The sequence below is a fragment of the Streptomyces sp. NPDC002580 genome, from assembly GCF_042889485.1.
GTDB lineage: Bacteria > Actinomycetota > Actinomycetes > Streptomycetales > Streptomycetaceae > Streptomyces.
The window spans coordinates 19963-43699 of record NZ_JBIAQZ010000013.1; the positions used below are offsets into that span (position 1 = coordinate 19963).

Here is a 23737-nt window from a genome sequence, read left to right on the forward strand (position 1 = left end):
TGACAACGCCCTTGACCTGCCGTCACGTCCATCGGCGGAAGCATCAGGGAGGCGCGCAGGCGACCGCCTCGAGGTCGGTGTCCGTGCCGGTTCACCCGGACAGGGAACACCGCTCCTCACGCCCGCCGCCGCCGGACCGGCCGATGGCGTGGTCCGCGTCCGGGACCCCTTTCGCGACTCCCGGACGCGGGTTGGTGAGCCCGCACGATCGTGGGAACCACAGACACCGCCCGGTTCAGCTCATCCGACGCGTCGGCCCGGGCCGTCGGCACGGTGAAGCCGTCTGGATCGGCCGGGCGTTGATCCGGCTATGACGCCGGCCCGCGCGCGCCTCAGCGGTTCCCGGCCACACCGTGGGTGCTGTCGGTGGGGTGGGGGCGCTGTCAGTGGGGTCCGTTACCTTCGGGCCATGTCGATCACCGCACAACTGCACGCCTCGGTGGAGCTGCCGGGTGGGGCCGCCCTGGTCAATGGTTTCGCCTTCGAGGGCCGCGGTGGAGCACCGGGTCGCGCCCTCCTCCAGAACGGGCACGAGCTGGAGGTCTACGACCTGCGCGAGGTCTTCTCCGGGGAGCGGGCGCCGAAGGCCGTTTTCCCCCTTCCCTGGCCGGGGTGGAACCGCGGCGTGCACTCGGTGAGCCCGGACGCCACGTTCGCCGTGTTCTCGGGCCAGCGCGCGGTCCGGGCCGTGGGGCCGGCAGGAGAGCGGCTGTGGCAGTACGGGCACGGCTGCTGGGGACCTGAGCTGGGCCACGCGCATACGGGGGACGAGCAGGAGGTGTGTGGCGGGTCCGAGAGCGGGTCCTGCCGGATCTCCGACGACGGCCGACTGGTCTGGGCGCATGTCGTGGTCGAGCAGAAGGGTCGAAAAGAGCAGGACTGGCAGGAATGCTGGGTCGTTCTCGACGCCCGGAACGGACAGGAACTGGCCCGGCTGCCGCTGGACAGCGCGGCCTCCGGTTCACACCAGCTGTCCCATCCGGACGGCGTCCACATGGGTCTGTGCATAGGCATGGGCCAGGACGGCATCCTGCTCCACTGGGCACGCTGGGACGGCGAGACGCTGACCGGCTGGGACCTGAACGAGACCATGGACCGCATCCTCGTGGACGTGCACGGCGAGCTTCCGCGGTTCCTGACCGTCGAACACTACGGAGCCGACCTGAGCCTGCACGCACTGGACGGATCCGTGCTCGCCGAGGGGGTACCCGAGTCGTCCGACGACGAGGACCCGCTCTACTGGGACTACGGCTGCGGCTTCGTCGACGCCGACACCGTCATCGCTTCGACAGCCGAATCCGACGAGGATCCGGACCAGGCCCGGCACTGGATGCTCGACGCCCGCACCCTACGGATCCGGGGTGCGATCAGCTATCCCACAGGCCCCGTCGACAGCCCTGTACGCCCGCTCGGAGACGGCACCTGGCTCACCTACGACAGCGGGAGCGGGACACTCGATCGCTGGGTCGAGGCGACGCCCTGAGAGCGGCGGTGAGCCGGCACCGAGCCGCAACCGCGTTCACCGGACGAGGGTGACGCACACGAGCGTCGAGGCGGAGACGCGGTTGCCGACAGGTGGCGGGCCCGCGAGACCGAGTACGGAAGGGTCTCGTCCGGAAGAACGTGTCCCTGACGACAGCCGCCGGCGGCTGCGGCTGACGCGGTCCGCAACGAGGGCGTACAGCCTGGTCGTCGTATCCGTTTCCGCCCTCCTCCTCGCCTCCCCGGCGGCGTTCGCCGTCGGAGACAAGCACGGCCAGGCGCCGCCCCCTTCGGGCCCTACGGCCGCACGTCCGGCAGCACGCTGCGGATCTTCGCGACCAGGACCACCACAGCGGCCTGATGCCCGTCTTGAACGGTCCGTCGTCATAGGTACCTTGCGCGCAGGCGCGTGCTCACCTCACACGACTGGAGCCACTGTCGGACGACTCGATGGAACAGCGAAGGACGACCGCGAAGGGCGACTGGTCCGTCCAAGCCCGCGGGCACCGTCCGGCCCCGTCGGCGTCCGCGGTCAGGCGGAGGGATCGCGGCTGCCGATGAGCTGCTGAATCGCGGACAGGATCCCGTCCAAGGCGCCGGGCTCGGACGCGAGGACGGGCAGGGAGACGGACGGCCAGGCGTTGTACGCCTTGCCCGGCAGCGCCGCCAGCCTCTCCGCCAGGCCGGGAAGCGTAGGAAGGGAAGCCGCGAACGCCGCCGCCCGCTCACGGCCGAGATGATGGGTGATCGATCCGAAGGAGAAGGAGAGGTCGTCCCGCATGGGGCCGTCCTGCAAGGACAGCGTCCAGACCGGCACCTGCCGCCCGGAGACGGGATAGTAGACGGACATGCTCCGGTACTTGGCCGTTCCGCCCTCCGGTCGCCCGTTGGCCGTCGCGTGATCAAGCAGGACGGTTGCGATCCGACGCACCTCGAGATCGGGGCGAGTCCGAATCGCCGCGTCCATCTCGGCCCGCGTGGTCCTCTGCACGGTGCGGCGACCGGACGGGGACTTCGCCGCTGTGGCAACCTCCCCGTGAATGCGCGGGACGAGAACACGAAGATCTCCCCCGCCCCTGTACTGAGTCAGCTCGACCGCGTACACATCCGTCTGCCGCATCTGCCGGTTCAGGAACTCGACGATCGCCCGCAGCTCCAGCGGAATCCGGTCGGCAACGAACAGCAGCCGCATCTGTCCGGCGGCCAGCCGCTCCTCGACCGTCGACCAGAACTCGTCCGCGGAACGCTCGCCCAGGAACTCCCCGTACGCGTCCTGCAGTGACCGCCCGTCCTTGGCGCAACTGTCCTCGAAGGACCGCTGCAACAACACCGCCGGCCAGTAACGGGCGGCATTCGCCGCGTAGTCCAGCATCTGTCCGACGACCTCACGCCGGATCCGGGTATCGGTGGCCCGTTTGACCTCCACCAGAGTCGGCACACCGTCGGCGTCGACGAAGAGATGGTCCAGCCAGTACGCCGACCCGCTCTCCGTGCCCGTCGGGACCCCCATCTCCCGGGCCACCAGTACCAGCCGCAGCGGTCGGCCGTCCGCCAGCGAGCCGAAGTCCAGCACCCGCGGATGGCGCGCGAGGAGCTCCTGGAACTCCTCCTCGGTCTCGAACCCGGCAAGCTCCAGAGCCTGCAATTCCTCACCGAGGACGAACACCGGCTGATCGGTCACGCGCTGCCCACTTTCTCACGCCCACTTCTCATGATGCCTTCGGCGCCGGCGGCTCCAGCACCACTTCACCGAAACCGGTCGGCACCGCCGCAGGAACTTCGTCCAGAACGGCTTCGAGGGGGTGTTCCCCCAGGCCGGACGCACAAGGACGTTTCCACAAACCCCAGGCCCGCCCCGGGAAAATCCTGAGCGGTACCCTCCAGCCGACAGGCCAGGGAGATGCGTTGGTGATCGGGTCGTTGCCGCACCACGTGCAGCCGCGGAGCACGAGAGGACCCGACGATGCCCGAAGACTTCGACCTCAGTGGATCCCTCGAGGAACTTGAGGGCCTGCGCTGGCCGGCTCCTCCTGCGGACACGACCCCCATGGTCCGGAACGTGTACGCGCTGCGGCGTCGACCGGTCGCAACCCTGGAGCCGCACGAACTCGCCCGGCTGATCGGACAGGACGTGGGACTGCCCTGGCTGCTGCCCGTGGCCGTGGACATTCTGCGGGACACCGCACCGAAGCAGACCGAAGGCGGCTGGTTCGACGACGACTTGCTGTACGCGGTCATCACCAGAAAGCCCGAGGTCTGGGCCACCGCCCCGGAGCTGGCTCACGAACTCGAGGAAGCCGTCACCGTCCTGACCGACGTCTCGCGCCACGTCCGCCAGGACATCGACGCGTTCCTCTCGGCGCTTCCCCGGGACGAAGCCTGACAACGAGGCACTCCCCAGGTGGTGGGCAGCGCGTGGCAGATCTTCGTGTTGCCGCCGCACGTCGTCGCACATCTCAACGGTAGGGAGTCACCCACGGCCGGCTTCCCGGCCGGAACTTCGAGATGCGGCTCCGCCTCGACAGGTACACCCTCCGGATCAGAGCGTCGGACCAGCGCGGTGAACGCCGCGCCGCCGGGCCCTGCGCTCCGACTCCTGCAGCGAGCCGCCCTGACGGGCGTCGGGCTGCTCCTCGTCGAGGCCCGGCACACCGCTGAGTCGTTCTCGACCGTCTGCCCCCACCGCAGCCTCCCGGGACACCTGCCCGGCCCCCACTCCGGCAGACCCTCACTACGATCATCTGCCATGGACTGGCTGGAGCGCACCGCGAAGCTCAGGCAGTGGACCCGGAGCGGAACACGCGCTCCGCACAAGCCGCTGCTGCTCCTGTACGCCCTCGGGCGTTTCCAGGAAGACGCCGACAGCCGGTTGCGGTACACGGCGGTCGAGGAAGACCTGCAGGGGCTGCTGACCGAGTACGGCCCTCCCCACAAGACGACGCCCGCCTACCCGTTTCACCATCTCGTCAGTGACGGCGTGTGGGAGGTCCGGACCGACCTCGGGCAGGGGAGTCCGGGAAGCGGGGTCAACGATCTCCGGGCGACCGGTGCCACCGGGCGGCTGGCACCGGAACTCAGGGCCGCGCTGCGACGCGAACCCCAACTGCTCGCAGGGATGGCAAGGTTGCTGCTCGACCTGCACTTCCCGGCTTCCCTCCATGGCGAGTTGTGCGAAGCCGTCGGCCTGGAACTCGACCCTGCGCAGGTCAAGCAGCTCCCGGCCGCGGGGAGGCAGCGCGACCGACGCATGCGCGAGGCGGTACTGACCGCCACGAGTACCGGTGCGCGTTCTGCGGCTACGACGGCCGGATCGGCACCGTTCCGGTCGGACTGGAGGCAGCACACGTACGCTGGTGGGCCTTCGGAGGTCCGGACGACGTCGACAACGGACTGTGCCTGTGCTCGCTGCACCACAAGCTCTTCGACAAAGGTGTCCTCGGAATCGACGCAGGCCACCGCATACTCGTCTCCCAGCGGTTCGTCGGCCACAGCCCAGCCGCACGCGAACACGTCATCGCGCTTTCCGGCCGCCCCCTGGTCGGCCCACAGCACGGCGTACGCCCTGTCGCGGCCGACCATCTCACCTGGCACACCACCCAGGTCTTCCACGGAACCCCGCGCCCGACGACCGCGGCCTGACAGATGCCTCAGTAACCTGACACCCCGCCAAACCAGCGTCCGATGAGCGTCAAAAGACCCCGGCGAGCGTCATTCCAGCGTCGAAGGTCCACCCGCAACACTCACACCGCACCCGACACGCACCACCGAAATCCACCCGAACCCGCAGCTCAGGCGTCCTTCTTCACCGGCTCCAGGATCGCCACGCACTCCACGTGGTGCGTCATCGGGAACAGGTCGAACGCCCGCAGCGTCCGCACCTTGTAGCCGCCGTCGCGGAAGTACGCGATGTCGCGGGCCAGTGCCGCGGGGTCGCAGGCCACGTACGCGATCTTCCGGGCGCCCAGGGACGCCAGGTGTTCGACCGTCTTCTTGCCGGCGCCCGCGCGGGGCGGGTCCAGGACGATGAGGTCGACCTCGGTGATGCCGGTGCGCGGGAGGTCCGTCTCCACCTTGCCCTGTTCGATGCGGACGCGGTCGAAGCCGGCGAGGTTGTGGCGGGCGTCCTCCACCGCGCGCTTGCCCGACTCCATGCCGAGGACCGCGCCCTGGTCGCCGAGGCGGTCGGCGAGGGCGCCGGCGAAGAGGCCGACGCCGCAGTACAGGTCGAGGGCCATGTCGCCCTTGCGCGGCAGCAGGCCCTGCATGACCGCCTTGACGAGGGTGTCGGCGGCCATCGGGTGGACCTGCCAGAAACCGCCGCTGCCGACCCGGTAGGTGCGGCCGTCGGCGCGCTCACGGACGAACGCGCGACCGTGGACCCGGTGGATGCCGCCGTCCTGTTCGGCGACCCGCATCACGGAGGCCGGCTTGTCGAGTTCGACGAGGGGCAGGCGGGCGCCGGGGCGGGGCTCCAGGATCACCATGCGGTCCTGCGAGCCCGTCGCGGCGATCGCGTCCACGGACGCCATGCCGGACCAGTCGCGCTCCTCGATGCCCAGTTCCGTGATGCCCGGCGCCGCGATCATGCAGCGCTCGATCGGCTCGACCTCGTGGGAACGGTGACGGCGGAGTCCGGCGTTGCCGTCCGGGTCCACCGCGTACTGCATGCGCGTACGCCAGGCCGGCACCTCGCCGGCGGGCAGCTTGTCGCCCTCGGCGGGCATCACCGTGCCGTCCCAGCCGGCCTCCTCGGGCGTGAGGCCCGCGAGGCGCAGCAGCTGCTCGGCGATGACCTCGCCCTTGAGGCGGCGCTGCGCGCCGGGCTTGGCGTGCTGCCAGTCGCAGCCGCCGCAGCGGCCGGGGCCCGCGTACGGGCAGGGGGCCTCGACGCGGTCCTTGGACGGGTCGACGATCCGCACGGCGTCGGCGCGCAGGAACCGCGCCCCTTCCTCGCCCTCGGTCACCCGGGCGACGACGCGCTCACCGGGCAGCGCGTGCCGGACGAAGAGGACCTGGCCCTCGTCCGTACGGGCGACGCAGTGCCCGCCGTGCGCGACGGGGCCGATCTCGACCTCGTACTCGTCCCCCACCAGCGACTTCTTCGGTTCTGCCTGCATGGTGGGGTGACTCCAGATGAGAAGGGGGAAACAGCCGGACAACAGCCCACCAGTCTACGTGCTTCCGGCGTGCTTCCCGCCCTCGTCACTCTCCGAGGCGCGCTCCTCGCCCATCCCACGACGTGGTGGGCCCTTCGCCCGTCCCCACGACACGATGGGCCCCTCGCTCGTCGCCTCTTCGCCAGGGGTCCGATCCCGTCACTTCTTCGAGGTGGGCTCCTTCGGCCGCTCCTGGGCCGGACCGCGGCGCACCGCGCCCGGCGCGTTCCAGTCCTGGCGCTTGCGGGCGCGCAGTTTCGCGGCCTCGGAGGACTCCAGCTGGTAGGGCACGGAGGTCACCATGACCCCCGGTGTGAACAGCAGGCGGCCCTTGAGGCGCAGGGCGCTCTGGTTGTGCAGCAGGTGCTCGTACCAGTGGCCGACCACGTACTCGGGGATGATCACGGACACCGCGTCGCGCGGCGACTCCTTGCGCAGGCCCTTCACGTACTCGATGACCGGCCGGGTGATCTCGCGGTAGGGCGAGTCGAGGACCTTCAGCGGTACGTCGATGCCGCGCCGTTCCCATTCGTCGCGCAGGACCTTCGTCTCGGCCGGGTCGACGTTGACGCTGAGCGCTTCGAGGGTGTCGGAGCGCAGCAGTTTGGCGTAGGCGAGGGCGCGCAGCGCCGGACGGTGGATCTTGGAGACGAGCACGACGGAGTGGACGCGGGAGGGGCGGACACTGTCGTCGGACGGTCCGTCGGGGGCTGCGAGCTCCTCGGAGACGCGGTCGTAGTGCTTACGGATCGCCGTCATCGTCGCGTAGAAGATCACCATGCCGAGCAGGGCGACCCAGGCACCGTGCGTGAACTTGGTGACGAGGACGACGACCAGGACCAGGCCGGTGAAGAAGGCGCCGAAGGTGTTGATCGCCCGGGAGCGGACCATGTGGCGCCGCTTGGCCTGGTCGGTCTCGCCGGCCAGGTGGCGGTTCCAGTGGCGGACCATGCCGATCTGGCTGAGGGTGAAGGACACGAAGACGCCGACGATGTAGAGCTGGATCAGGCGCGTCGAGTCGGCCCCGTAGATGATGACGAGCATGCTGGCGGCGCCGGCCAGGAGCACGATGCCGTTCGAGAACGCGAGGCGGTCGCCGCGGGTGTGCAGCTGGCGCGGCAGGTAGCGGTCCTGGGCGAGGATCGAGCCGAGCAGCGGGAAGCCGTTGTACGCAGTGTTCGCGGCCAGGAACAGGACGAGCGCGGTGGCTGCGGCCAGGACGATGAACAGGAAGCTGTCCTTGCCGAACACGGCCTCGGCGACCTGGGAGATCACCGGGTTCTGCACGTAGTCGGCACCGACCGCGACGCCGTCGTGGATCAGGTCGGTGGCCGGGTTCTCGGCCATCCGGACGTTGGTCGCCATGGCCAGGGCGATGATGCCGCAGAACATGGTGACGGCGAGCAGGCCCATCATCGCGAGCGTGGTCGCCGCGTTCTTCGACTTCGGCTTGCGGAAGGCGGGAACGCCGTTGGAGATCGCCTCGACGCCGGTGAGCGCCGCACAGCCGGACGAGAAGGCGCGCAGCAGCAGGAAGACGAGGGCGAAGCCCGCGAGCCCCTGGTGCTCGGCCTTGATGTGGTAGTCGGCGGTCGGCGCACTCATCGTCTCGCCGAGCACGAGTCCGCGGAAGGCGCCCCACGCGATCATGACGAAGACGCCCGTGACGAAGACGTACGTCGGAATCGCGAAGAGCTTTCCGGACTCCTTGACCCCGCGCAGGTTCATCAGCGTGAGCAGCACGATGACGGCGACCGCGCAGACCACCTTGTGCTCCACCACGAAGGGAACCGCCGAGCCGAGGTTCTCGATGCCGGAGGCGATGGAGACGGCGACGGTCAGGACGTAGTCGACGAGCAGTGCGCTGGCGACGGTGAGTCCGGCCCGCGGGCCGAGGTTGGTGGTGGCCACCTCGTAGTCGCCGCCGCCGCTCGGGTACGCGTGCACGTTCTGGCGGTAGGACGCGACCACCGTGAACATCAGCACGACGACCGCGAGCGCGATCCAGGGGCTGAAGTGGTAGGCCGACACACCCGCGATGGAGAGGACCAGCAGAACTTCTCCGGGCGCGTACGCGACGGAGGAGAGCGGGTCGGATGCGAAGACGGGGAGGGCGATGCGCTTCGGCAGGAGCGTCTCGCCCAATCGGTCGCTGCGCAGTGCGCGCCCGATCAGGATCCGTTTGGGCACGTCGGTCAGTTTGGACACAACAGGGAATCGTAGGGGTTCGAACTGGCAGTCGCCCACCCGCAGTCCCCCTTAGGCTCGTCGACCGCTTCCCATCTGCTCTCCGAGTGAAAACGCAGTGGGCTCCGGCTGCGGATTCCGTGGACCCGGAGGTCGACGTGTCTATATGACAAAACCCCTCTCCCGACCGCCCTGGAGGACCCATGCACCTGGCCCCGGAGCTCATCGGCGCCGCTGTCGGACTCGTCGGCCTCGGAATCCTGACACTCGCGAGTGTTCGCAGCATCACACGGCGCTGAAACCGTCCGTTCGCCGCCGCTCACCGGACGTTCCGCCGAAAACCGCAGGCGAACCCGCACGGGGGTGCCGCTGGGTGACCGCGCGTGTGTAGCTTGGGCGGCGGTCTGAGACCCTGTTTAGCCTGAGCCGTAACCATTCATATGCGGAAGGACGGTCGTGCACATCGTCATCATGGGCTGCGGAAGAGTGGGTTCCGCACTTGCCCAGAACTTGGAGCAACAGGGGCACACGGTCGCCGTCATCGACCGTGACCCCACCGCCTTCCGTCGGTTGGGCTCCGGGTTCGGCGGCCGTCGTGTCACCGGAGTCGGCTTCGACCAGGACACCCTGCGCGAGGCGGGCATCGAGGAGGCGGGCGCGTTCGCGGCCGTCTCCAGCGGTGACAACTCCAACATCATCGCCGCCCGGGTGGCCCGCGAGATGTTCGGTGTCGAGAACGTCGCGGCACGCATCTACGACCCGCGCCGCGCCGAGGTCTACCAGCGCCTCGGCATTCCGACCGTCGCCACCGTCCGCTGGACGGCCGACCAGATGCTCCGCAGGCTGCTGCCCTCGGGGGCCGAGCCGCTGTGGCGCGACCCCACGGACGGTGTGCAGCTCGCCGAGGTGCACGCCTCCGCCTCCTGGGTGGGCCACAAGATCAGCCGCCTCCAGGACGAGACGGGCGTGCGGGTCGCCTTCCTCACCCGGCTGGGCGAGGCGGTCCTGCCCTCCTCGCAGACGGTGCTGCAGGAGGGCGATCTGGTGCACGTGATGATGCGCACCGACGAGGTGGACAAGGTCGAGGCGGCGTTCGCCAAGGGCCCTGAGGAAGAGGCGGGGCACTGATGAGAGTCGCCATTGCCGGTGCCGGCGCCGTGGGCCGCTCGATCGCGGGCGAGCTGCTGGAGAACGGCCACGAGATCCTGCTGATCGACAAGGCGCCGACCGCCATCTCGGTCGAGCGCGTCCCGCAGGCGGAGTGGCTGCTCGCCGACGCCTGCGAGATCACCTCCCTGGACGAGGCCGCGCTGCAGCGCTGCAACGTGGTCATCGCGGCGACCGGGGACGACAAGGTCAACCTCGTCGTCTCCCTGCTCGCGAAGACCGAGTACGGGGTCCCGCGGGTCGTCGCTCGCGTCAACAACCCCAAGAACGAATGGCTGTTCAACGAGTCGTGGGGCGTGGACGTCGCCGTCTCCACCCCGCGCCTGATGTCCGCCCTCGTCGAGGAGGCCGTCAGCGTCGGCGACCTGGTACGGCTGCTGCGCTTCAGCCACGGCGACGCCAACCTGGTCGAGCTGACCCTGCCGCCGGAGTCCGCCCTGGCCGGCACGACCGTCGGCGACGTCGAGTGGCCGGAGGACACCTCGCTGGTGACGATCATCCGCGGCACCCGCGTCCTCACGCCCTCCAAGGAGGACTCCCTGGAGGCCGGCGACGAACTCCTCTTCGTGGCCGCCCAGGCGCGCGAGGAGCAGTTGGAGGACCTGTTGTCGGTACGTCGCGACGACGTGACCGGCTAGCGGTTCCCGTAGGCGGTACGACGAAGGGGGCGCCCGGAGAATTCTCCGGGCGCCCCCTTCGTCGTACGCGAGCCGGTGTCGTTGCCCGCCGGCCGAGGTCCGCTACGCTCCGCGTCGGTGCCGGGCGGGGGCCGGGGCGTCGCCGCGCGCCTCGGCGAGGACGGCCTTGCGCTCCTTCTCCGCCTGCTCCTCCGCCTCCATCTCCGCGAACACGTCGATGGGCGGCGGCGCCTTGGCCAGGAAGACCCAGGTGAGCCAGACGGCGAGCAGGAACGGCGGGATCTTCAGGGCGATCAGGACCCAGCCGAACTGGGTGGTGTCGGCCCACCAGTAGAGCGGGAAGAGCACCGCGCACTTGGCGAGCAGGATCAGGCCCCAGGCCCAACTGGCCTTCGCGTACGCCTTCTTCCGACCCGGGTTGCGCTTGCGCCAGGAGAGGTTCTCCTTGAACACCGGGCCGAGCATCAGGCCCATCAGCGGGACGCCCACGAGGGTCGTCACGATGTAGGCGACGGCCATCCCGAGCGTGTAGAGCATGCCCGGCAGGTAGAAGTCCTTCGCGTTGCCCGTCATCATCGCGAAGACCACGCCGAAGGCGACGCCGAAGACACCGCTGAAGGCGTGCTTCACGGTGTCGCGGCGCACCAGGCGGACGACGACGAGCAGCAGGGACACGGCGAGGGCGGCGATCGCCGCCCAGTGCAGGTTCTTGTTGATCGTGAAGATGGTGACGAAGAGCAGGCCGGGCATCACGGTCTCGACCATGCCGCGCACGCCGCCGAAGGCCTCGAAGAGTGCGGCCTCGGTCACCGCCCTGGAATCCTGCTGGGCGTCTTCGGTCGGCTTGTCGAGCGACGTCACCGGCTACTCCCGTCCGAGCGGTCTGAGTTCGTACTTCGGATTGAACAACACCCTACGGCCCCGGCTCATCGAGATACGGCCCGATGCGATCAGCTTGCGCCCGGGCTCGATGCCGACGATGGAACGGCGGCCGAGCCAGACCACGTCCAGGGCGGCCGAACCGTCGAACAGCTCGGCCTCCAGGGCCGGGACACCGGCCCGCGGCCGCAGAGTGACCGTGCGCAAGGTACCAGTAACCGTGACGATCTGCCGGTCGTGGCAGTCGCCGATCCGGGTGCAACCCGCGGTCTCGGTGTCCTCCCGCAGCTCCTCCGACTCCAGGTCCTCCTGGGAGGAGGAGAGCCGGTCCATCATGCGCCGGAACCGGCCCGCCGGCTTTTCGGAACGAGGAACAGCACTCATACCGAAAGCGTACCGGGGGCTCCGTCAGCTACGTACCCGCGGGCCGTCTCCCCCGTACCGAGGACGGCCTTCCGCCGCCGGTCCGGAGTCGCGGGGCACGATCGGCGGTCGTCGTCCTCCGGCGTCCGGTGCAGGCGATGTCACACGGAACCGCCCGGACAGGTGATCGCCTCACCTCTCGAACCGGTAGCCCATCCCCGGCTCGGTGATGAAGTGCTTCGGGTGCGAGGGGTCCGCCTCCAGCTTGCGGCGCAACTGGGCCATGTAGACCCGCAGGTAGTTCGTCTCCGTCCCGTACGAGGGCCCCCACACCTCCTGGAGCAGCTGCTTCTGGCTGACCAGCCGTCCCGTGTTGCGGACGAGGACCTCCAGCAGGTGCCATTCCGTGGGCGTGAGACGGACGTCCCGGCCGTCCCGGTGCACCTTCTTCGCCGCCAGGTCGACGGTGAACCCGGCGGTTTCCACGATCACGTCGTCCTCGCCGCCCCCGGTGGGCTCAGCCCGGCGGACGGCGGCGCGCAGCCGGGCGAGCAGCTCGTCCATGCCGAAGGGCTTGGTGACGTAGTCGTCGGCGCCCGCGTCGAGCGCCTCGACCTTCTCGTCGGAGGAGTGCCGGGCGGACAGCACCAGGATCGGCACCCGGGTCCAGCCGCGCAGCCCCTTGATCACCTCGACGCCGTCCATGTCGGGCAGGCCGAGGTCGAGCACGATGACGTCGGGGTGACGGGTGGCGGCGAGCTGGAGCGCGGTGGCCCCGTCGGGAGCCGCGTCCACTTCGTACTTGCGTGCCTTCAGGTTGATCACGAGGGCTCGGGTGATCTGCGGCTCGTCGTCGACCACGAGGACCCGGGTCATGAGGCCTGCCTTTCTGCGACTGCTGATCGGGCGGCGAGGCCGGGCCGGCGATCCACCGCCCGCACCGTCAGCACCATGGTGAGTCCGCCGCCGGGGGTGTCCTCGGCGTTGAGCGTGCCGCCCATCGCCTCGGCGAAACCGCGGGCGACCGCGAGGCCGAGGCCCACTCCGGTGCCGCGCGGGGCGTCTCCGTAGCGCTGGAAGGGGGCGAATATCCGGTCCTTGGCGTCGTCCGGAACGCCGGGGCCGCGGTCCACGACGCGTACCTCCACGCGGTCGGCGATGGCACTGGCGGCGACCAGGACCCGCTCCCCGACATGGCTGTACTTGACGGCGTTCTCGACGAGGTTGGCGACGGCGCGCTCCAGGAGTCCCGCGTCCACGGCGACCATCGGCAGGCTCTCCGGGATCTCCAGGTCCACGCTGTCCTCGGGGACGCCGCCGAGCGCCATGGGGACGACCTCGTCGAGGTCGATCTCGCGGATCAGCGGGGTGACGGTGCCGGTCTGGAGCCGGGACATGTCCAGGAGGTTGCCCACCAGGTGGTCGAGGCGGTCGGCGCCGTCCTCGATGCCTTCGAGCAGTTCGGCCCGGTCCTCCTCGGACCAGGCCACGTCGTCGGAGCGCAGGGACGACACCGACGCCTTGATCCCGGCGAGCGGGGTGCGCAGGTCGTGGCTGACGGCGGCCAGCAGGGCGGTACGGATGCGGTTGCCCTCGGCCAGTTCCTTGGCCTGGCCGGCCTCGTGCCGGAGGCGCTGGCGGTCCAGGACCACCGCGGCCTGCGCGGCGAACGCGGCCAGTACGCGGCGGTCGGAGGCGGGCAGTACCCGGCCGGACAGGGCGAGCGCCATGTGGTCGCCGACCGGCATGTCGACGTCGGCGTCCTCGGGGCGTACCGAGGGCGCCGGTCCGACGCTGCCCGCGCACGTCCACGGGGCGACCTCGCTCTCCCTCTCCAGAAGCGCGACCGACTCCATGCCGAAGGTCTCCCGGACCCGGTCCAGCAACGCCTCCAGGCTGGTCTCGCCGCGCAGCACGCTGCCCGCCAGGAAGGAGAGGATCTCCGACTCGGCCCGCAGCCGCGCCGCCTGGTGCGTGCGGCGGGCCGCCAGGTCCACGACCGACGCCACGGACACGGCGACGCCCACGAAGATCACGATGGCGACGATGTTCTTCGGATCGGCGACCGTGAGCCGGTGCAGGGGCGGTGTGTAGAAGTAGTTCAGCAGCAGGGTGCCGAAGGCCGCGGAGGCGAGGGACGGCAGGAGACCGCCGACAAGGGCGGCCGCCACCGTCACCGCCAGGAACAGCAGCATGTCGTTGGCGAGGCCGAGCTCGACGGTGTTCAGCAGCAGCGCCAGCGCCACCGGGCCGCCCATCCCGATCAGCCAGCCCCAGATGATCCTGGAGCGTCCGAGCCGTGCCCCGCGCGCCACCGGCAGTCCACGCCCCTTGGCGACCTCCCCGTGGGTGACGATGTGGACGTCCAGGTCGGGGCCGGACTCCCGGGCGACCGTGGCTCCCACGCCCGGTCCGAAGACGTACTGCCAGGTCTTGCGGCGGGAGGAGCCGAGCACGATCTGGGTGGCGTTGACACCCCGGGCGAAGTCAAGGAGGGAGGCGGGTATGTCGTCCCCGACCACATGGTGGAAGGTGCCGCCGAGATCTTCGACGAGGGTGCGCTGGACGGCCAGCTCCTTCGGCGAGGCCGAGGTGAGTCCGTCGCTGCGGGCGATGTAGACGGCCATGACCTCGCCGCCCGCCCCCTTCTCGGCGAGCCGCGCGGCCCGTCGGATCAGCGTCCGCCCCTCCGGACCGCCGGTCAGTCCGACGACGATCCGCTCCCGGGAGCCCCAGATCTTGGAGACGTGGTGCTCGTTCCGGTACTCGGTCAGGTACTCGTCGACCCGGTCGGCGACCCACAGCAGCGCGAGCTCGCGCAGGGCCGTGAGATTGCCCGGCCGGAAGTAGTTGGACAGGGCCGCGTCGACCTTGTCGGACTTGTAGATGTTGCCGTGCGCCATCCGGCGGCGCAGGGCGGGCGGCGACATGTCGACCAGTTCGATCTGGTCCGCCCGCCGCACCACCTCGTCCGGCACGGTCTCGCGCTGCCGGACGCCCGTTATCGACTCGACGACATCGCCGAGTGACTCCAGGTGCTGGATGTTCACGGTGGAGACGACGTCGATGCCCGCGGCGAGCAGTTTCTCCACGTCCTGCCACCGCTTGTCGTTGCGGGAGCCCGGCACATTGGTGTGCGCCAGTTCGTCCACCAGCGCGACGGCCGGGGCGCGCCGCAGGACGGCGTCGACGTCCATCTCCGTGAACGTGCCGCCCCGGTGCTCCAGCTCCTTGCGCGGCACCTGCTCCAGACCGTGCAGCATCACCTCGGTGCGCGGCCGGTGGTGGTGCTCGACGAACGCCACCACGCAGTCCGTCCCGCGTTCTACCCGCCGGTGCGCCTCGGAGAGCATCGCGTACGTCTTGCCGACGCCCGGTGCCGCACCCAGGTAGATCCGAAGCTTGCCGCGTCCCATGAGCCCTATTGTCTTCCTGTCACCGTTGTGTACGCAGCGTCGACCTTACGGCCAGGAATTCCGGCGAACGGGACGAGAAGCCGGTCCGGGAACGTCTTTGACGCAACCCTGATGCCGCCGAGACCGCCCCCGGCCGGTGGGCTCGTCGGCCATGAGCGGCACCGGGGGCGCGGACGAGGACCGGTGACGGTGCTGAAACGGGTGCCGAGCTGGGACCGGTGACTTGCTGGGACCGGTGACGGTGAGGGGTGCCGACCTGGTTCATGTCTTCTCCGCGTGATCCTGGAATCCCCATGGACCGGGCGGCGGTGTCGCGACCGACCGCCCGGTGTCTCAATGGTTCATCGGACGGAACCCCCGTTTCGGTTCACGCGGGACTGTCGCCGTGCGTCAGCGTCTCCCACGCCACGAACAGGTTGTTGCTGCCCGCGGGACGGTTCTGCCGGGTGAGCGCCCGGGTGCCGGTCCTTGATGATCTCGGCGGCCTTGGCCCAGGAGGAACCGAGGCAGACATCAGGAAAAGGGCCGCACCCCTGAGGGTGCGGCCCTTTTCCTGATGTCTGCCTGCCCGATGTCTGCCTAGTGGACCTCGGTGATCTCCGGTCCGCGCTGAAGCTGTCCCATGCCGCCGGCGAAGCGGGAGCCGCCCTGCTCCTCCTGCTGGACACCCTCGGGGACCATCTGCGCGTCGTTCGGCAGCTTCAGGACGATCGGGTCGCGCGGGGCCATCGGGCCCTCACCGCGGACGACGACCGTGTCCAGGAAGATCTGCTCCAGCAGACCCGCGGCCTGCGGCTGCACCGCGCCCTGCCCGGAGATCACTCCGCGCAGGAACCAGCGGGGCCCGTCCACGCCGACGAAGCGCACGACCTGGAAACCACCCGTGCCGTCCGGCAGCTGCACCGGAACCTGCGCCCGCAGCTCCCAGCCCAGGGGGCCCTCGACCTCGTCGATGACACCGCCCTGCTGGGTGATCCCGGAGGCGATCTCCTCGCGCACCTCGCCCCAGATGCCCTCGCGCTTGGGAGCGGCGAAGGCCTGGAGCTGTACGGCGCTGTCGTTGACGACGACGGTCGCCGCGACGATCGCGTCACCCGCGACCTCGACCCGCAGCTCCATGCCGTCGACTCCGGGCACGAAGAGACCGCCCAGGTCCACCCGGCCCTCGGCCGGGTCCCGGACCTCAGCACTGTCCCAGGGCCCGTCGGGACGCGGCTCGGGTTCGAGCCTCACGCGCTCGCGCTCCCCGTCCGCCTCAGTGTCGACACTGTCGACGACCTGCTCGGCCTCGCCCGCCGCGTCTTCGGCGGCACTGCCCTTCTTGCGACGTCCGAACACGTCACTGTCCTTCCCGGTCGGATACGACCGAAGCGTATCGATTCCCACCCGTTGTGCTGTCCACAGCGGCATGACCGCCGGTGGACCCGAAGCCCCCTGCGGCCCGCGCCGAATCGGGAAGTTCCGCGACCTCTTGGAAGCGGACCCTCTCGACCTGCTGGACGACCAGTTGAGCAATCCGGTCGAAGCGCTCGAACCGCACGGACTCGTGCGGGTCGAGATTCACCACGATCACCTTGATCTCCCCACGGTACCCGGCATCCACCGTCCCCGGGGCATTCACGAGAGCGACGCCGCAGCGGGCGGCCAGGCCGGAACGCGGGTGCACGAAGGCCGCGTACCCCTCGGGAAGCGCGATGGACACTCCCGTCGGCAGCACGGCCCGTTCACCAGGCTTCAGCTCGCGGGTCTCCGTGGTGCGCAGATCGGCTCCCGCGTCGCCGGGGTGCGCGTACTCGGGAAGCGGGACATCCGGATCCACCCGCCGGATCATCACGGCGACTTCTCGACGGGGCTCGGGAGCCCCGGGATCACGGGTCACGGGTTCACCTCGAAGGCACGGGCTCGCCGGATCTGGTCCGGATCGTCCATCGCCGCACGGATCTCCTCCGGCCGGCCGTTGTCGATGAAGTGGTCGACCTTCACCTCGACGAAGAGGGCGTCGGCGCGGACGGCGACAGGCCCGTCCGGACCGCCGATCCGTCCGGTGGCGGTGCAGTAGATCTTCCGGCCGGCCACCGCGGTGACCTCGGCCTCCAGATACAGCACGGTACCGACGGGTACGGGACGGCGGAAATCCGTCTCCAGGCGTCCCGTCACGGCGATCGTCCGCAGCAGCCAGTTCAGCGAGCCGAGCGTCTCGTCGAGCGCGGTGGCGAGGACGCCGCCGTGCGCGAGACCGGGAGCGCCCTGGTGCACGGGCCGCACGGTGAAATCCGCCGTGATCCGGACACCCTCGCCCGCGCGGGCCTCCAGATGAAGCCCGTGGGGTTGCCCGCCGCCGCACCCGAAACACTGTTCGTAGTGTGCTCCGAGGAGCTCTCCGGGGGCGGGCGCGTCAGGGTGCCGCACCGGCGCTACGGCGTCGGCGGGAGGCGTCAGAGCTGCGGAAGTACCACTCACAGCCGCAGACCTTACCCGCGAGTCCACCCAGTCTTCGCACCGTGCCAAGCTTGGCTTCATGCAGCTCTCCGCCTCCCCGTACGAAGAACGCCTCACCGCACCGCGGTCGTGGTGGGTGATCAGCTTTCTGGTCGGGCTCGCGATGGCCCTGGTGTTCCTCCCGTTCGGCACGTTGCCGATGCTGGGGGCACTGGTCGCCGGCACCGCGGTCACCGCGGTCGCGGCCAGCGCGTACGGCTCGATCCGCATCCGTGTGGTGGGTGACGCGCTGATCGCGGGCGACGCCCGGATTCCCGTCGCGGCCCTCGGGGACACGGAGATCCTGGACCAGGAGGAGGCCCGCGCCTGGCGCACGTACAAGGCGGACACCCGTGCCTTCATGCTCCTGCGCTCGTACGTTCCCACGGCGCTGCGCGTCGAGGTCACGGACCCGGCGGACCCGACGCCCTACCTGTATCTGTCGACGCGGGAGCCGGAGCGCCTGGTGGCCGCCCTGGAGGCGGCACGGGCCTCGGCCCAGCCCTCGGACAGCCAGTAGGACCCGCCGCTCCGATCGCCCCGCCGGCGACGCGGGGGCCTGCACCCGGCTCGAAGCGGGGTCCGGCACCCGGAGAGCGCGACCGCGACGTCTGAAGGAGCCTCTCGAGCCATTGGCGAAAGGCCGCACGAGACGCTGCCGGCTTGTGGACTTGCCACCACCGTGCGGCCTGTCACCGACGTGCGGCGGGACGTACGCATCCGGCCGGGCGTTCCGTCCCGGCCGGACATCACGCCCCCGCCGGGGACGCTCCTCCCGCCGCCCCAGCCGGACGCCGGATCTGCCGAAGGCTCCGGCGCGCGGGGATCGTCCGGTCTTCTCGCCGCGTCCGCCTTGCCCGGACCCGGGAAACGGCGCACGAGCAGGCCTGACGGGCGCCGGAAGTCGAAGCCGACCCCCGGCGTCGGCCGGGCTGACGGGATCAGTGCCCCAGGTCTGTGGGAATCTCTCCGATCCGCACCGGATCGATCGGCTTCTCCAGCGGTGGGAGTTCCGGGAGCGCGTCCCACGGCACCTGCATCTTGCGCAGGTCCTTGCGGATGTGCCCCGCGACGCGTTTGGTGTCGCGGCGGTTCATCACCGCCCCGACCGCCGCGCCGACCATGAACGGCATCAGGTTGGGCAGGTCCCTGACCGTTCGCTTCATGATCTGCTGGCGCAGCTCGCGCTTCATCTGGCCGCCCAGCGCGGCGTTGATCGTCACCGGCTTGGCGACGTCGATACCGCGCTCGCCCGACCAGGAGCTGAGATACGCGGTACTGCGCTGCTTGAGGCCGCCCGGCGGACGCAGGCCGTAGACCTCGTGGAGTTCGGCGATCAGCTTGAGCTCGATCGCGGCGACACCGATGATCTCGGCGGCCAGCTCCGTGGGCATGGCGGGCGGCACGGGCAGCATGGCGGCGGCGCCGATCCCGGCACCGACGGTGGACGTCGCGGCGGCGGCGCCGGCGACGAGCTTGTCCGCGAGTTCCTCGGGGCCGAGGTCCGGGAACTGTCTGCGGAGCGTGGCGAGGTCCCGCACGGGAACCCGCGGGGCGATGTCGATGATGCGGTCGGTGACGTACCCCAGGCCCGCCCTGGCCCGTACGCCACTCTGGTGGAAGCCCCTGCGGACCCCGTCCCGGACAGCCGCCGCGCGACGCCTTGCAACGTGCGCGGAACTGTCCGTGGAGGCCGCCAGGCCGCCTGTGGCGCCCGCTCGGTCGAGCGAGGCTGATCCCTGTTCGGAAGAGCCCCGCTCGTCGTCACGCACGCCTTCAGGGCCCTCGTAGGGCCCTTCGTCCGCCTCCCTGGAGGGGAAGCGGCGCTTCCAAGGAAAGGCCGAGCCAGTCACGGCCGACCCTGCCTCAGTCGCAGTCGCGGCAGATCGGCTGACCGTTCTTCTCGCGGGCCAGCTGGCTGCGGTGGTGCACCAGGAAGCAGCTCATGCAAGTGAACTCGTCCTGCTGCTTGGGCAGCACCCGGACGGCCAGCTCTTCGTTCGAGAGGTCCGCACCGGGCAGTTCCAGGCCTTCTGCGGCCTCGAACTCATCTACGTCGACGGACGACGTCGACTTGTCGTTCCGGCGAGCCTTCAGTTCTTCAAGGCTGTCCGAGTCGACGTCGTCGTCGGTCTTGCGTGGGGTGTCGTAATCCGTTGCCATGTCGCTCTCCCCCTCTGGGTGTCTGCGGTGTCTCCAGCGCACGTAACGCGTGAGAGGCCGGACTTGTGCCCGACCCGAGGCGGAGATTTTGCCTCACATCAAGGTCTGTTACTCAATCGACACCCAACCGGACTCATCAAGAGAGATCGGCTTGGATGGCGATGCGGACCGTACACGGTCCTGTGGTCGCACTTCAAAGGCGTCCCACCGTGTACTTCCCGTGATCGGGACCCCCGAAAACCCGGATTTTCCCGGCTTTCCGACAGCTTGCATGATCACGGAGAGTGGATGGAGCGAAAATCGCCCTTGTGATCGATCACACACGGGTCACTCGAATGGGTGACTAGAAAATTCAGCGCAAAGCGAACATCACCGCGTGTCCGCGACATGGTCTCAGATGGGAAGGGTGACGCGCATCACGAGCCCACCTCCTTCACGAGGCTGGGCGACGATGTGACCCCCGTGCGCGCGGGCCACGGACCGGGCGATCGACAGGCCGAGGCCCACACCCTTGTCGCTGCCCGTGCGCTCCGTGCGCAGCCTCCGGAACGGTTCGAAAAGATTGTCGACCTCGTACGCGGGAACCACCGGTCCCGTGTTCGACACTTCCAGGACGGCTCGGCCGTGCTGCACGTCGGTCGTGACCTCGACCCAGCCGTCCTTCGGCACGTTGTACCGGACGGCGTTCTGGACGAGGTTCAGGGCGATCCGCTCCAGGAGGACACCGTTGCCCTGGACGACCGCCTGAGCCCGCTTCCCGCGGATCTCCACGCCCTTGGCCTCCGCCTCGGCGTGGACCTGGTCGAGGGCCTGCGAGGCGACCTCGGCGAGGTCCACGGGTTTGCGCTCGACGATCTGGTTGTCGCTACGGGCGAGCAGCAGCAGACCCTCCACCAGCTGCTCGCTGCGCTCGTTCGTGGCGAGCAGCGTCTTGCCCAGCTGCCGCATCTCCGTCGGCACTCCCGGTCCCGACAGGTGCACCTCCAGGAGCGTGCGGTTGATCGCGAGCGGGGTGCGCAGCTCGTGCGAGGCGTTCCCGACGAACCGCTGCTGGGCGGTGAAGGCCCGCTGCAGCCGCTCCAGCATGTCGTCGAAGGTGTCCGCGAGCTCCTTCAGCTCGTCGTCCGGGCCGTCCAGCTCGATCCGCCGGGACAGGTCGGAGCCGGCCACCGCGCGCGCGATACGGGTGATGTGGCCGAGCGGCGAGAGGACGCGTCCGGCCATCGCGTAGCCGAAGGCGAAAGCGATGATCGCGAGACCGAGGAGGGCCAGCAGCGAGCGGCTGAGCAGGTCGTCCAGGGCGTGCTGGCGCTGTCGGTTCACGCACTCGTTCATCGCGTGGTTGAGCTCGTCCGAGGACGGCCCCTGCGGGAAGTTGCAGGTGTTGCTGGCGACATGCCCATCGAGGATCGTGAAGGGGAGTTCGCTGCCGACGTTCAGCGCCTGCGCCGCGAGCAGGTAGATGATCGACAGCAGCAGGATGCCGGCGATCAGGAACATGCCGCCGTACAGCAGCGTGAGACGTATGCGGATCGTGGGGCGCAGCCAGGGGAACGGCGGCTCCGCCCTTCTGGGGTCCCAGGTGGGCTTCGGAGGCGCCGCGGGCGGCGCGGGTGTGGTCGCCACGGTGGATCAGATCCTGTAGCCGGAACCGGGCACGGTGACGATCACCGCGGGCTCGCCGAGCTTGCGGCGCAGTGTCATGACGGTCACGCGCACCACGTTGGTGAACGGGTCCGTGTTCTCGTCCCAGGCCTTCTCCAGGAGCTGCTCCGCGGAGACCACGGCGCCCTCGCTGCGGAGCAGCACCTCCAGGACGGCGAACTCCTTGGGGGCGAGCTGGACTTCCTTGCCGTCACGGAAGACCTCGCGCCGATTGGGGTCGAGTTTGATCCCGGCACGCTCCAGGACCGGCGGCAGCGGCACGCTCGTACGCCGCCCGAGGGCGCGCACGCGTGCGGTCAGCTCGCTGAACGCGAACGGCTTGGGGAGGTAGTCGTCGGCGCCGATCTCCAGGCCCTCGACGCGGTCGCTGACGTCGCCGGAGGCGGTCAGCATCAGCACGCGCGTGGGCAGGCCGAGCTCGACGATCCGGCGGCAGACGTCGTCGCCGTGGACGAGCGGGAGGTCGCGGTCGAGGACGACCACGTCGTAGTCGTTGACCCCGATGCGCTCCAGCGCGGCCGCCCCGTCGTACACGACGTCGACGGCCATGGCCTCCCGGCGCAGTCCGGTGGCCACCGCATCGGCGAGCAGTTGCTCGTCCTCGACGACGAGTACGCGCACGTCGCTTGTCCTTCCTCTGTCCACCGGCGGGGCACGCCCGAGGGCACCACGCGGGCGGGTCCGTCACTGATGAGGGCTCCATCCTGCCCTTTTCGGCCATAAACCGGCTGTAAGACGGGAGAGGCGCCAGGTAAGCCCGTCCAGGGGACCGGGAATGCCAGATTTTCTCGTCGGGTTGAGGTTTCCGCGGAAGGGGGCGGGGGGAGGACGGCTTTACACCCCGCGATCACGCTCTGCATGTGGCAAGCCACCTTGTGGTACGTCCAACCGCTTCCGCAGAGCGGGCGTGGGTGTCCGGCACCGTCGCCGCCCAGCCGGGCAGCGCTGGGCACCCCACAGAGACGTGATCGCCCCTTCCCATGGCACACCCCCGTGCCACCCGACCCACGACCCAGGACGAGGGGGCGCAGCATGGACGCATTCACCGCAGGACTTCTGCAGCGCATAAGGGCGACCGAGTCCGACCTGACACGAGCTCGCGAGACAGGCGACGACTTCCTCGCGGAGGTCGAGCAGGCCGAGCTGGACGACCTGCACCGCCTCGCCGCGGAGCACGGTGTCGAGGTCGGCGCGACGCGCGTCTGATCAGCACGTACGAGAGCGGGGCCCCGGTATCGATCCAGTACCGGGGCCCCGCTCCGTTCTTCCGTCTCTTCCCTTCGGGCGGCCGAAGGGTCCGGTCGGCGCACCTCGCGCGGGCCGTCGTCAGTCGTGCCAGGCCCCGAAGTCCTCCAGGAGCTGCTGGAGGGGCCCGAAGACGCCGGGTGAGGCCGCCACCGTCAGAGCGCCCGCCGGGCGCTCTCCGGGGCGTCCACCGGTCACCGCGCCCGCTTCGCGGGCGATCAGGTCCCCCGCCGCGAGGTCCCAGGGGTGAAGACCGCGTTCGTAGTAGCCGTCGAGGCGGCCGGCCGCGACGTCGCACAGGTCGACCGCCGCCGAACCGGACCGCCGGATGTCGCGCACCAGCGGGATCAGCCGCTGGGCCACGTCGGCCTGGTGGACCTTGACCTCGGTCACGTAGTTGAAACCGGTCGAGACGAGGGCCTGGTCGAGCGGGGGCGACGGGCGGCAGGCCAGCCGGCGTTCGCCGACCCAGGCGCCGGTGGCCCGGGCGCCCCGGCCGCGGACCGCGTGGTACGTCTCGCCCCTCATCGGTGCCGCCACGACGCCGACGACGGTCTCGCCGTCCTGTTCGGCCGCGATGGACACCGCCCAGGTCGGCAGCCCGTACAGGTAGTTGACCGTGCCGTCGAGCGGATCGACCACCCAGCGGATGCCGCTGGTGCCCTCGGTGGCGGCGCCCTCCTCGCCGAGGATCCCGTCGTGCGGGCGGTGCTCGGCGATCAGCGAGGTGATCAGCTTCTCGGCGGCGATGTCCATCTCGGTGACGACGTCGATCGGGCTGGACTTGGTGGCGGCGACCGCGAGATCCGCCGGGCGGCCGTCGCGCAGCAGCGCGCCCGCGCGGCGGGCGGCCTCGTGCGCGAGCTGGAGGAGTTCGGTGTGCAGCGGCTCGGTCACG

Annotated in this window: 21 protein-coding genes and 1 pseudogene; 7 read left to right on the top strand and 15 right to left on the bottom strand. The window is 70.0% G+C overall.

Translation table 11 applies throughout. The features are described 5' to 3' along the window. The first annotated feature begins 409 nt into the window (after positions 1–409). Positions 410–1483: a hypothetical protein gene (locus ACFYW7_RS33070; RefSeq protein ID WP_389509206.1), complete on the top strand. Its 1074-nt coding sequence runs from the start codon at positions 410–412 to the stop codon at positions 1481–1483. A gap of 531 nt (positions 1484–2014) precedes the next feature. Here ACFYW7_RS33070 and ACFYW7_RS33075 read toward each other — a convergent pair. After that, the gene (locus ACFYW7_RS33075) at positions 2015–3163 is read right to left on the bottom strand and encodes a hypothetical protein (RefSeq protein ID WP_389509208.1); all 1149 of its coding nucleotides are present in this window, start codon (positions 3161–3163) and stop codon (positions 2015–2017) included. Positions 3164–3445: 282 nt separating this feature from the next. Here ACFYW7_RS33075 and ACFYW7_RS33080 point away from each other — a divergent pair, with 282 nt between their 5' ends. Then, positions 3446–3865 carry a contact-dependent growth inhibition system immunity protein gene (locus ACFYW7_RS33080; RefSeq protein WP_389509210.1) on the top strand — a complete coding sequence of 140 codons (420 nt, stop codon included), beginning with the start codon at positions 3446–3448 and terminating at the stop codon, positions 3863–3865. A 363-nt stretch (positions 3866–4228) separates the two neighbouring features. Next, a pseudogene (locus tag ACFYW7_RS33085) lies at positions 4229–5121 on the top strand (phosphorothioated DNA-binding restriction endonuclease). 149 nt (positions 5122–5270) lie between these two features. On the opposite strand, the gene ACFYW7_RS33090 reads toward ACFYW7_RS33085, so the two are convergent. Then, complete coding sequence (locus ACFYW7_RS33090; protein ID WP_389509212.1) at positions 5271–6599, bottom strand: class I SAM-dependent RNA methyltransferase; 1329 nt, start codon at positions 6597–6599, stop codon at positions 5271–5273. A gap of 198 nt (positions 6600–6797) precedes the next feature. Then, positions 6798–8846 (bottom strand): APC family permease, encoded by a 2049-nt coding sequence (locus tag ACFYW7_RS33095; RefSeq protein WP_389509214.1) that lies wholly within the window; start codon positions 8844–8846, stop codon positions 6798–6800. A 435-nt stretch (positions 8847–9281) separates the two neighbouring features. On the opposite strand from ACFYW7_RS33095, the gene ACFYW7_RS33100 reads away from it, so the two are divergent. After that, positions 9282–9953: a potassium channel family protein gene (locus ACFYW7_RS33100; RefSeq protein ID WP_389509216.1), complete on the top strand. Its 672-nt coding sequence runs from the start codon at positions 9282–9284 to the stop codon at positions 9951–9953. Further along, complete coding sequence (locus ACFYW7_RS33105) at positions 9953–10630, top strand: potassium channel family protein (RefSeq protein WP_389509218.1); 678 nt, start codon at positions 9953–9955, stop codon at positions 10628–10630. The genes ACFYW7_RS33100 and ACFYW7_RS33105 overlap by 1 nt, the downstream gene beginning before the upstream one ends. Before the next feature lie 102 nt (positions 10631–10732). Here the strand turns inward: ACFYW7_RS33105 and ACFYW7_RS33110 are convergent, their stop codons facing one another. The 7 genes from ACFYW7_RS33110 to ACFYW7_RS33140 form a co-directional block, all read right to left on the bottom strand. Beyond that, positions 10733–11491 (bottom strand): DUF3159 domain-containing protein, encoded by a 759-nt coding sequence (locus ACFYW7_RS33110; RefSeq protein WP_389509220.1) that lies wholly within the window; start codon positions 11489–11491, stop codon positions 10733–10735. Positions 11492–11494: 3 nt separating this feature from the next. Next, positions 11495–11893 (bottom strand): OB-fold nucleic acid binding domain-containing protein, encoded by a 399-nt coding sequence (locus tag ACFYW7_RS33115; RefSeq protein ID WP_351121433.1) that lies wholly within the window; start codon positions 11891–11893, stop codon positions 11495–11497. A gap of 171 nt (positions 11894–12064) precedes the next feature. After that, a complete protein-coding gene (locus ACFYW7_RS33120; RefSeq protein ID WP_389509222.1) occupies positions 12065–12748 on the bottom strand; it encodes a response regulator in 684 nt (227 codons plus the stop codon). Then, positions 12745–15288 (bottom strand): ATP-binding protein, encoded by a 2544-nt coding sequence (locus ACFYW7_RS33125; protein ID WP_389509224.1) that lies wholly within the window; start codon positions 15286–15288, stop codon positions 12745–12747. The genes ACFYW7_RS33120 and ACFYW7_RS33125 overlap by 4 nt, the downstream gene beginning before the upstream one ends. Positions 15289–15867: 579 nt before the next feature. Continuing rightward, positions 15868–16626, bottom strand: coding sequence for a DUF3710 domain-containing protein (locus tag ACFYW7_RS33130; RefSeq protein WP_389509226.1), 759 nt, complete (start codon positions 16624–16626; stop codon positions 15868–15870). 1 nt (position 16627) lies between these two features. Continuing rightward, on the bottom strand, positions 16628–17119 hold the full coding sequence (gene dut, locus ACFYW7_RS33135) for a dUTP diphosphatase (RefSeq protein ID WP_389509428.1): 492 nt from the start codon (positions 17117–17119) through the stop codon (positions 16628–16630). A gap of 44 nt (positions 17120–17163) precedes the next feature. Continuing rightward, positions 17164–17748 carry a PaaI family thioesterase gene (locus ACFYW7_RS33140; protein ID WP_389509229.1) on the bottom strand — a complete coding sequence of 195 codons (585 nt, stop codon included), beginning with the start codon at positions 17746–17748 and terminating at the stop codon, positions 17164–17166. A gap of 58 nt (positions 17749–17806) precedes the next feature. On the opposite strand from ACFYW7_RS33140, the gene ACFYW7_RS33145 reads away from it, so the two are divergent. After that, complete coding sequence (locus tag ACFYW7_RS33145) at positions 17807–18286, top strand: DUF3093 domain-containing protein (RefSeq protein ID WP_389509231.1); 480 nt, start codon at positions 17807–17809, stop codon at positions 18284–18286. A gap of 421 nt (positions 18287–18707) precedes the next feature. On the opposite strand, the gene ACFYW7_RS33150 is transcribed toward ACFYW7_RS33145, so the two are convergent. The 4 genes from ACFYW7_RS33150 to ACFYW7_RS33165 all read right to left on the bottom strand — a co-directional run bounded on the left by ACFYW7_RS33150 (position 18708) and on the right by ACFYW7_RS33165 (position 22215). After that, the gene (locus ACFYW7_RS33150) at positions 18708–19619 is read right to left on the bottom strand and encodes a hypothetical protein (RefSeq protein WP_389509233.1); all 912 of its coding nucleotides are present in this window, start codon (positions 19617–19619) and stop codon (positions 18708–18710) included. Positions 19620–19632: 13 nt separating this feature from the next. After that, positions 19633–19929 carry a DUF4193 domain-containing protein gene (locus tag ACFYW7_RS33155; RefSeq protein ID WP_003997302.1) on the bottom strand — a complete coding sequence of 99 codons (297 nt, stop codon included), beginning with the start codon at positions 19927–19929 and terminating at the stop codon, positions 19633–19635. Between the two features lie 393 nt (positions 19930–20322). Next, positions 20323–21555: a sensor histidine kinase gene (locus ACFYW7_RS33160; protein WP_389509234.1), complete on the bottom strand. Its 1233-nt coding sequence runs from the start codon at positions 21553–21555 to the stop codon at positions 20323–20325. A gap of 6 nt (positions 21556–21561) precedes the next feature. Then, positions 21562–22215: a response regulator transcription factor gene (locus ACFYW7_RS33165; protein ID WP_389509236.1), complete on the bottom strand. Its 654-nt coding sequence runs from the start codon at positions 22213–22215 to the stop codon at positions 21562–21564. Between the two features lie 411 nt (positions 22216–22626). Between ACFYW7_RS33165 and ACFYW7_RS33170 the strand changes: the two genes are divergently transcribed. Beyond that, positions 22627–22800, top strand: coding sequence for a hypothetical protein (locus ACFYW7_RS33170; protein ID WP_167459062.1), 174 nt, complete (start codon positions 22627–22629; stop codon positions 22798–22800). Positions 22801–22920: 120 nt separating this feature from the next. Here ACFYW7_RS33170 and ACFYW7_RS33175 read toward each other — a convergent pair whose 3' ends face one another. Beyond that, on the bottom strand, positions 22921–23736 hold the full coding sequence (locus ACFYW7_RS33175) for an inositol monophosphatase family protein (protein ID WP_389509238.1): 816 nt from the start codon (positions 23734–23736) through the stop codon (positions 22921–22923). Between the last annotated feature and the right edge of the window lies 1 nt (position 23737).

Bases quoted from the DNA above. Each gene is read 5' to 3' on its own strand.
- ACFYW7_RS33070 (WP_389509206.1), top strand. From the start codon at position 410: ATGTCGATCACCGCACAACTGCACGCCTCGGTGGAGCTGCCGGGTGGG.
- ACFYW7_RS33080 (WP_389509210.1), top strand. From the start codon at position 3,446: ATGCCCGAAGACTTCGACCTCAGTGGATCCCTCGAGGAACTTGAGGGC.
- ACFYW7_RS33090 (WP_389509212.1), bottom strand. From the start codon at position 6,599: ATGCAGGCAGAACCGAAGAAGTCGCTGGTGGGGGACGAGTACGAGGTC.
- ACFYW7_RS33105 (WP_389509218.1), top strand. From the start codon at position 9,953: ATGAGAGTCGCCATTGCCGGTGCCGGCGCCGTGGGCCGCTCGATCGCG.
- ACFYW7_RS33115 (WP_351121433.1), bottom strand. From the start codon at position 11,893: ATGAGTGCTGTTCCTCGTTCCGAAAAGCCGGCGGGCCGGTTCCGGCGC.
- ACFYW7_RS33120 (WP_389509222.1), bottom strand. From the start codon at position 12,748: ATGACCCGGGTCCTCGTGGTCGACGACGAGCCGCAGATCACCCGAGCC.
- ACFYW7_RS33125 (WP_389509224.1), bottom strand. From the start codon at position 15,288: ATGGGACGCGGCAAGCTTCGGATCTACCTGGGTGCGGCACCGGGCGTC.
- dut (WP_389509428.1), bottom strand. From the start codon at position 17,119: ATGATCCGGCGGGTGGATCCGGATGTCCCGCTTCCCGAGTACGCGCAC.
- ACFYW7_RS33145 (WP_389509231.1), top strand. From the start codon at position 17,807: ATGCAGCTCTCCGCCTCCCCGTACGAAGAACGCCTCACCGCACCGCGG.
- ACFYW7_RS33155 (WP_003997302.1), bottom strand. From the start codon at position 19,929: ATGGCAACGGATTACGACACCCCACGCAAGACCGACGACGACGTCGAC.
- ACFYW7_RS33170 (WP_167459062.1), top strand. From the start codon at position 22,627: ATGGACGCATTCACCGCAGGACTTCTGCAGCGCATAAGGGCGACCGAG.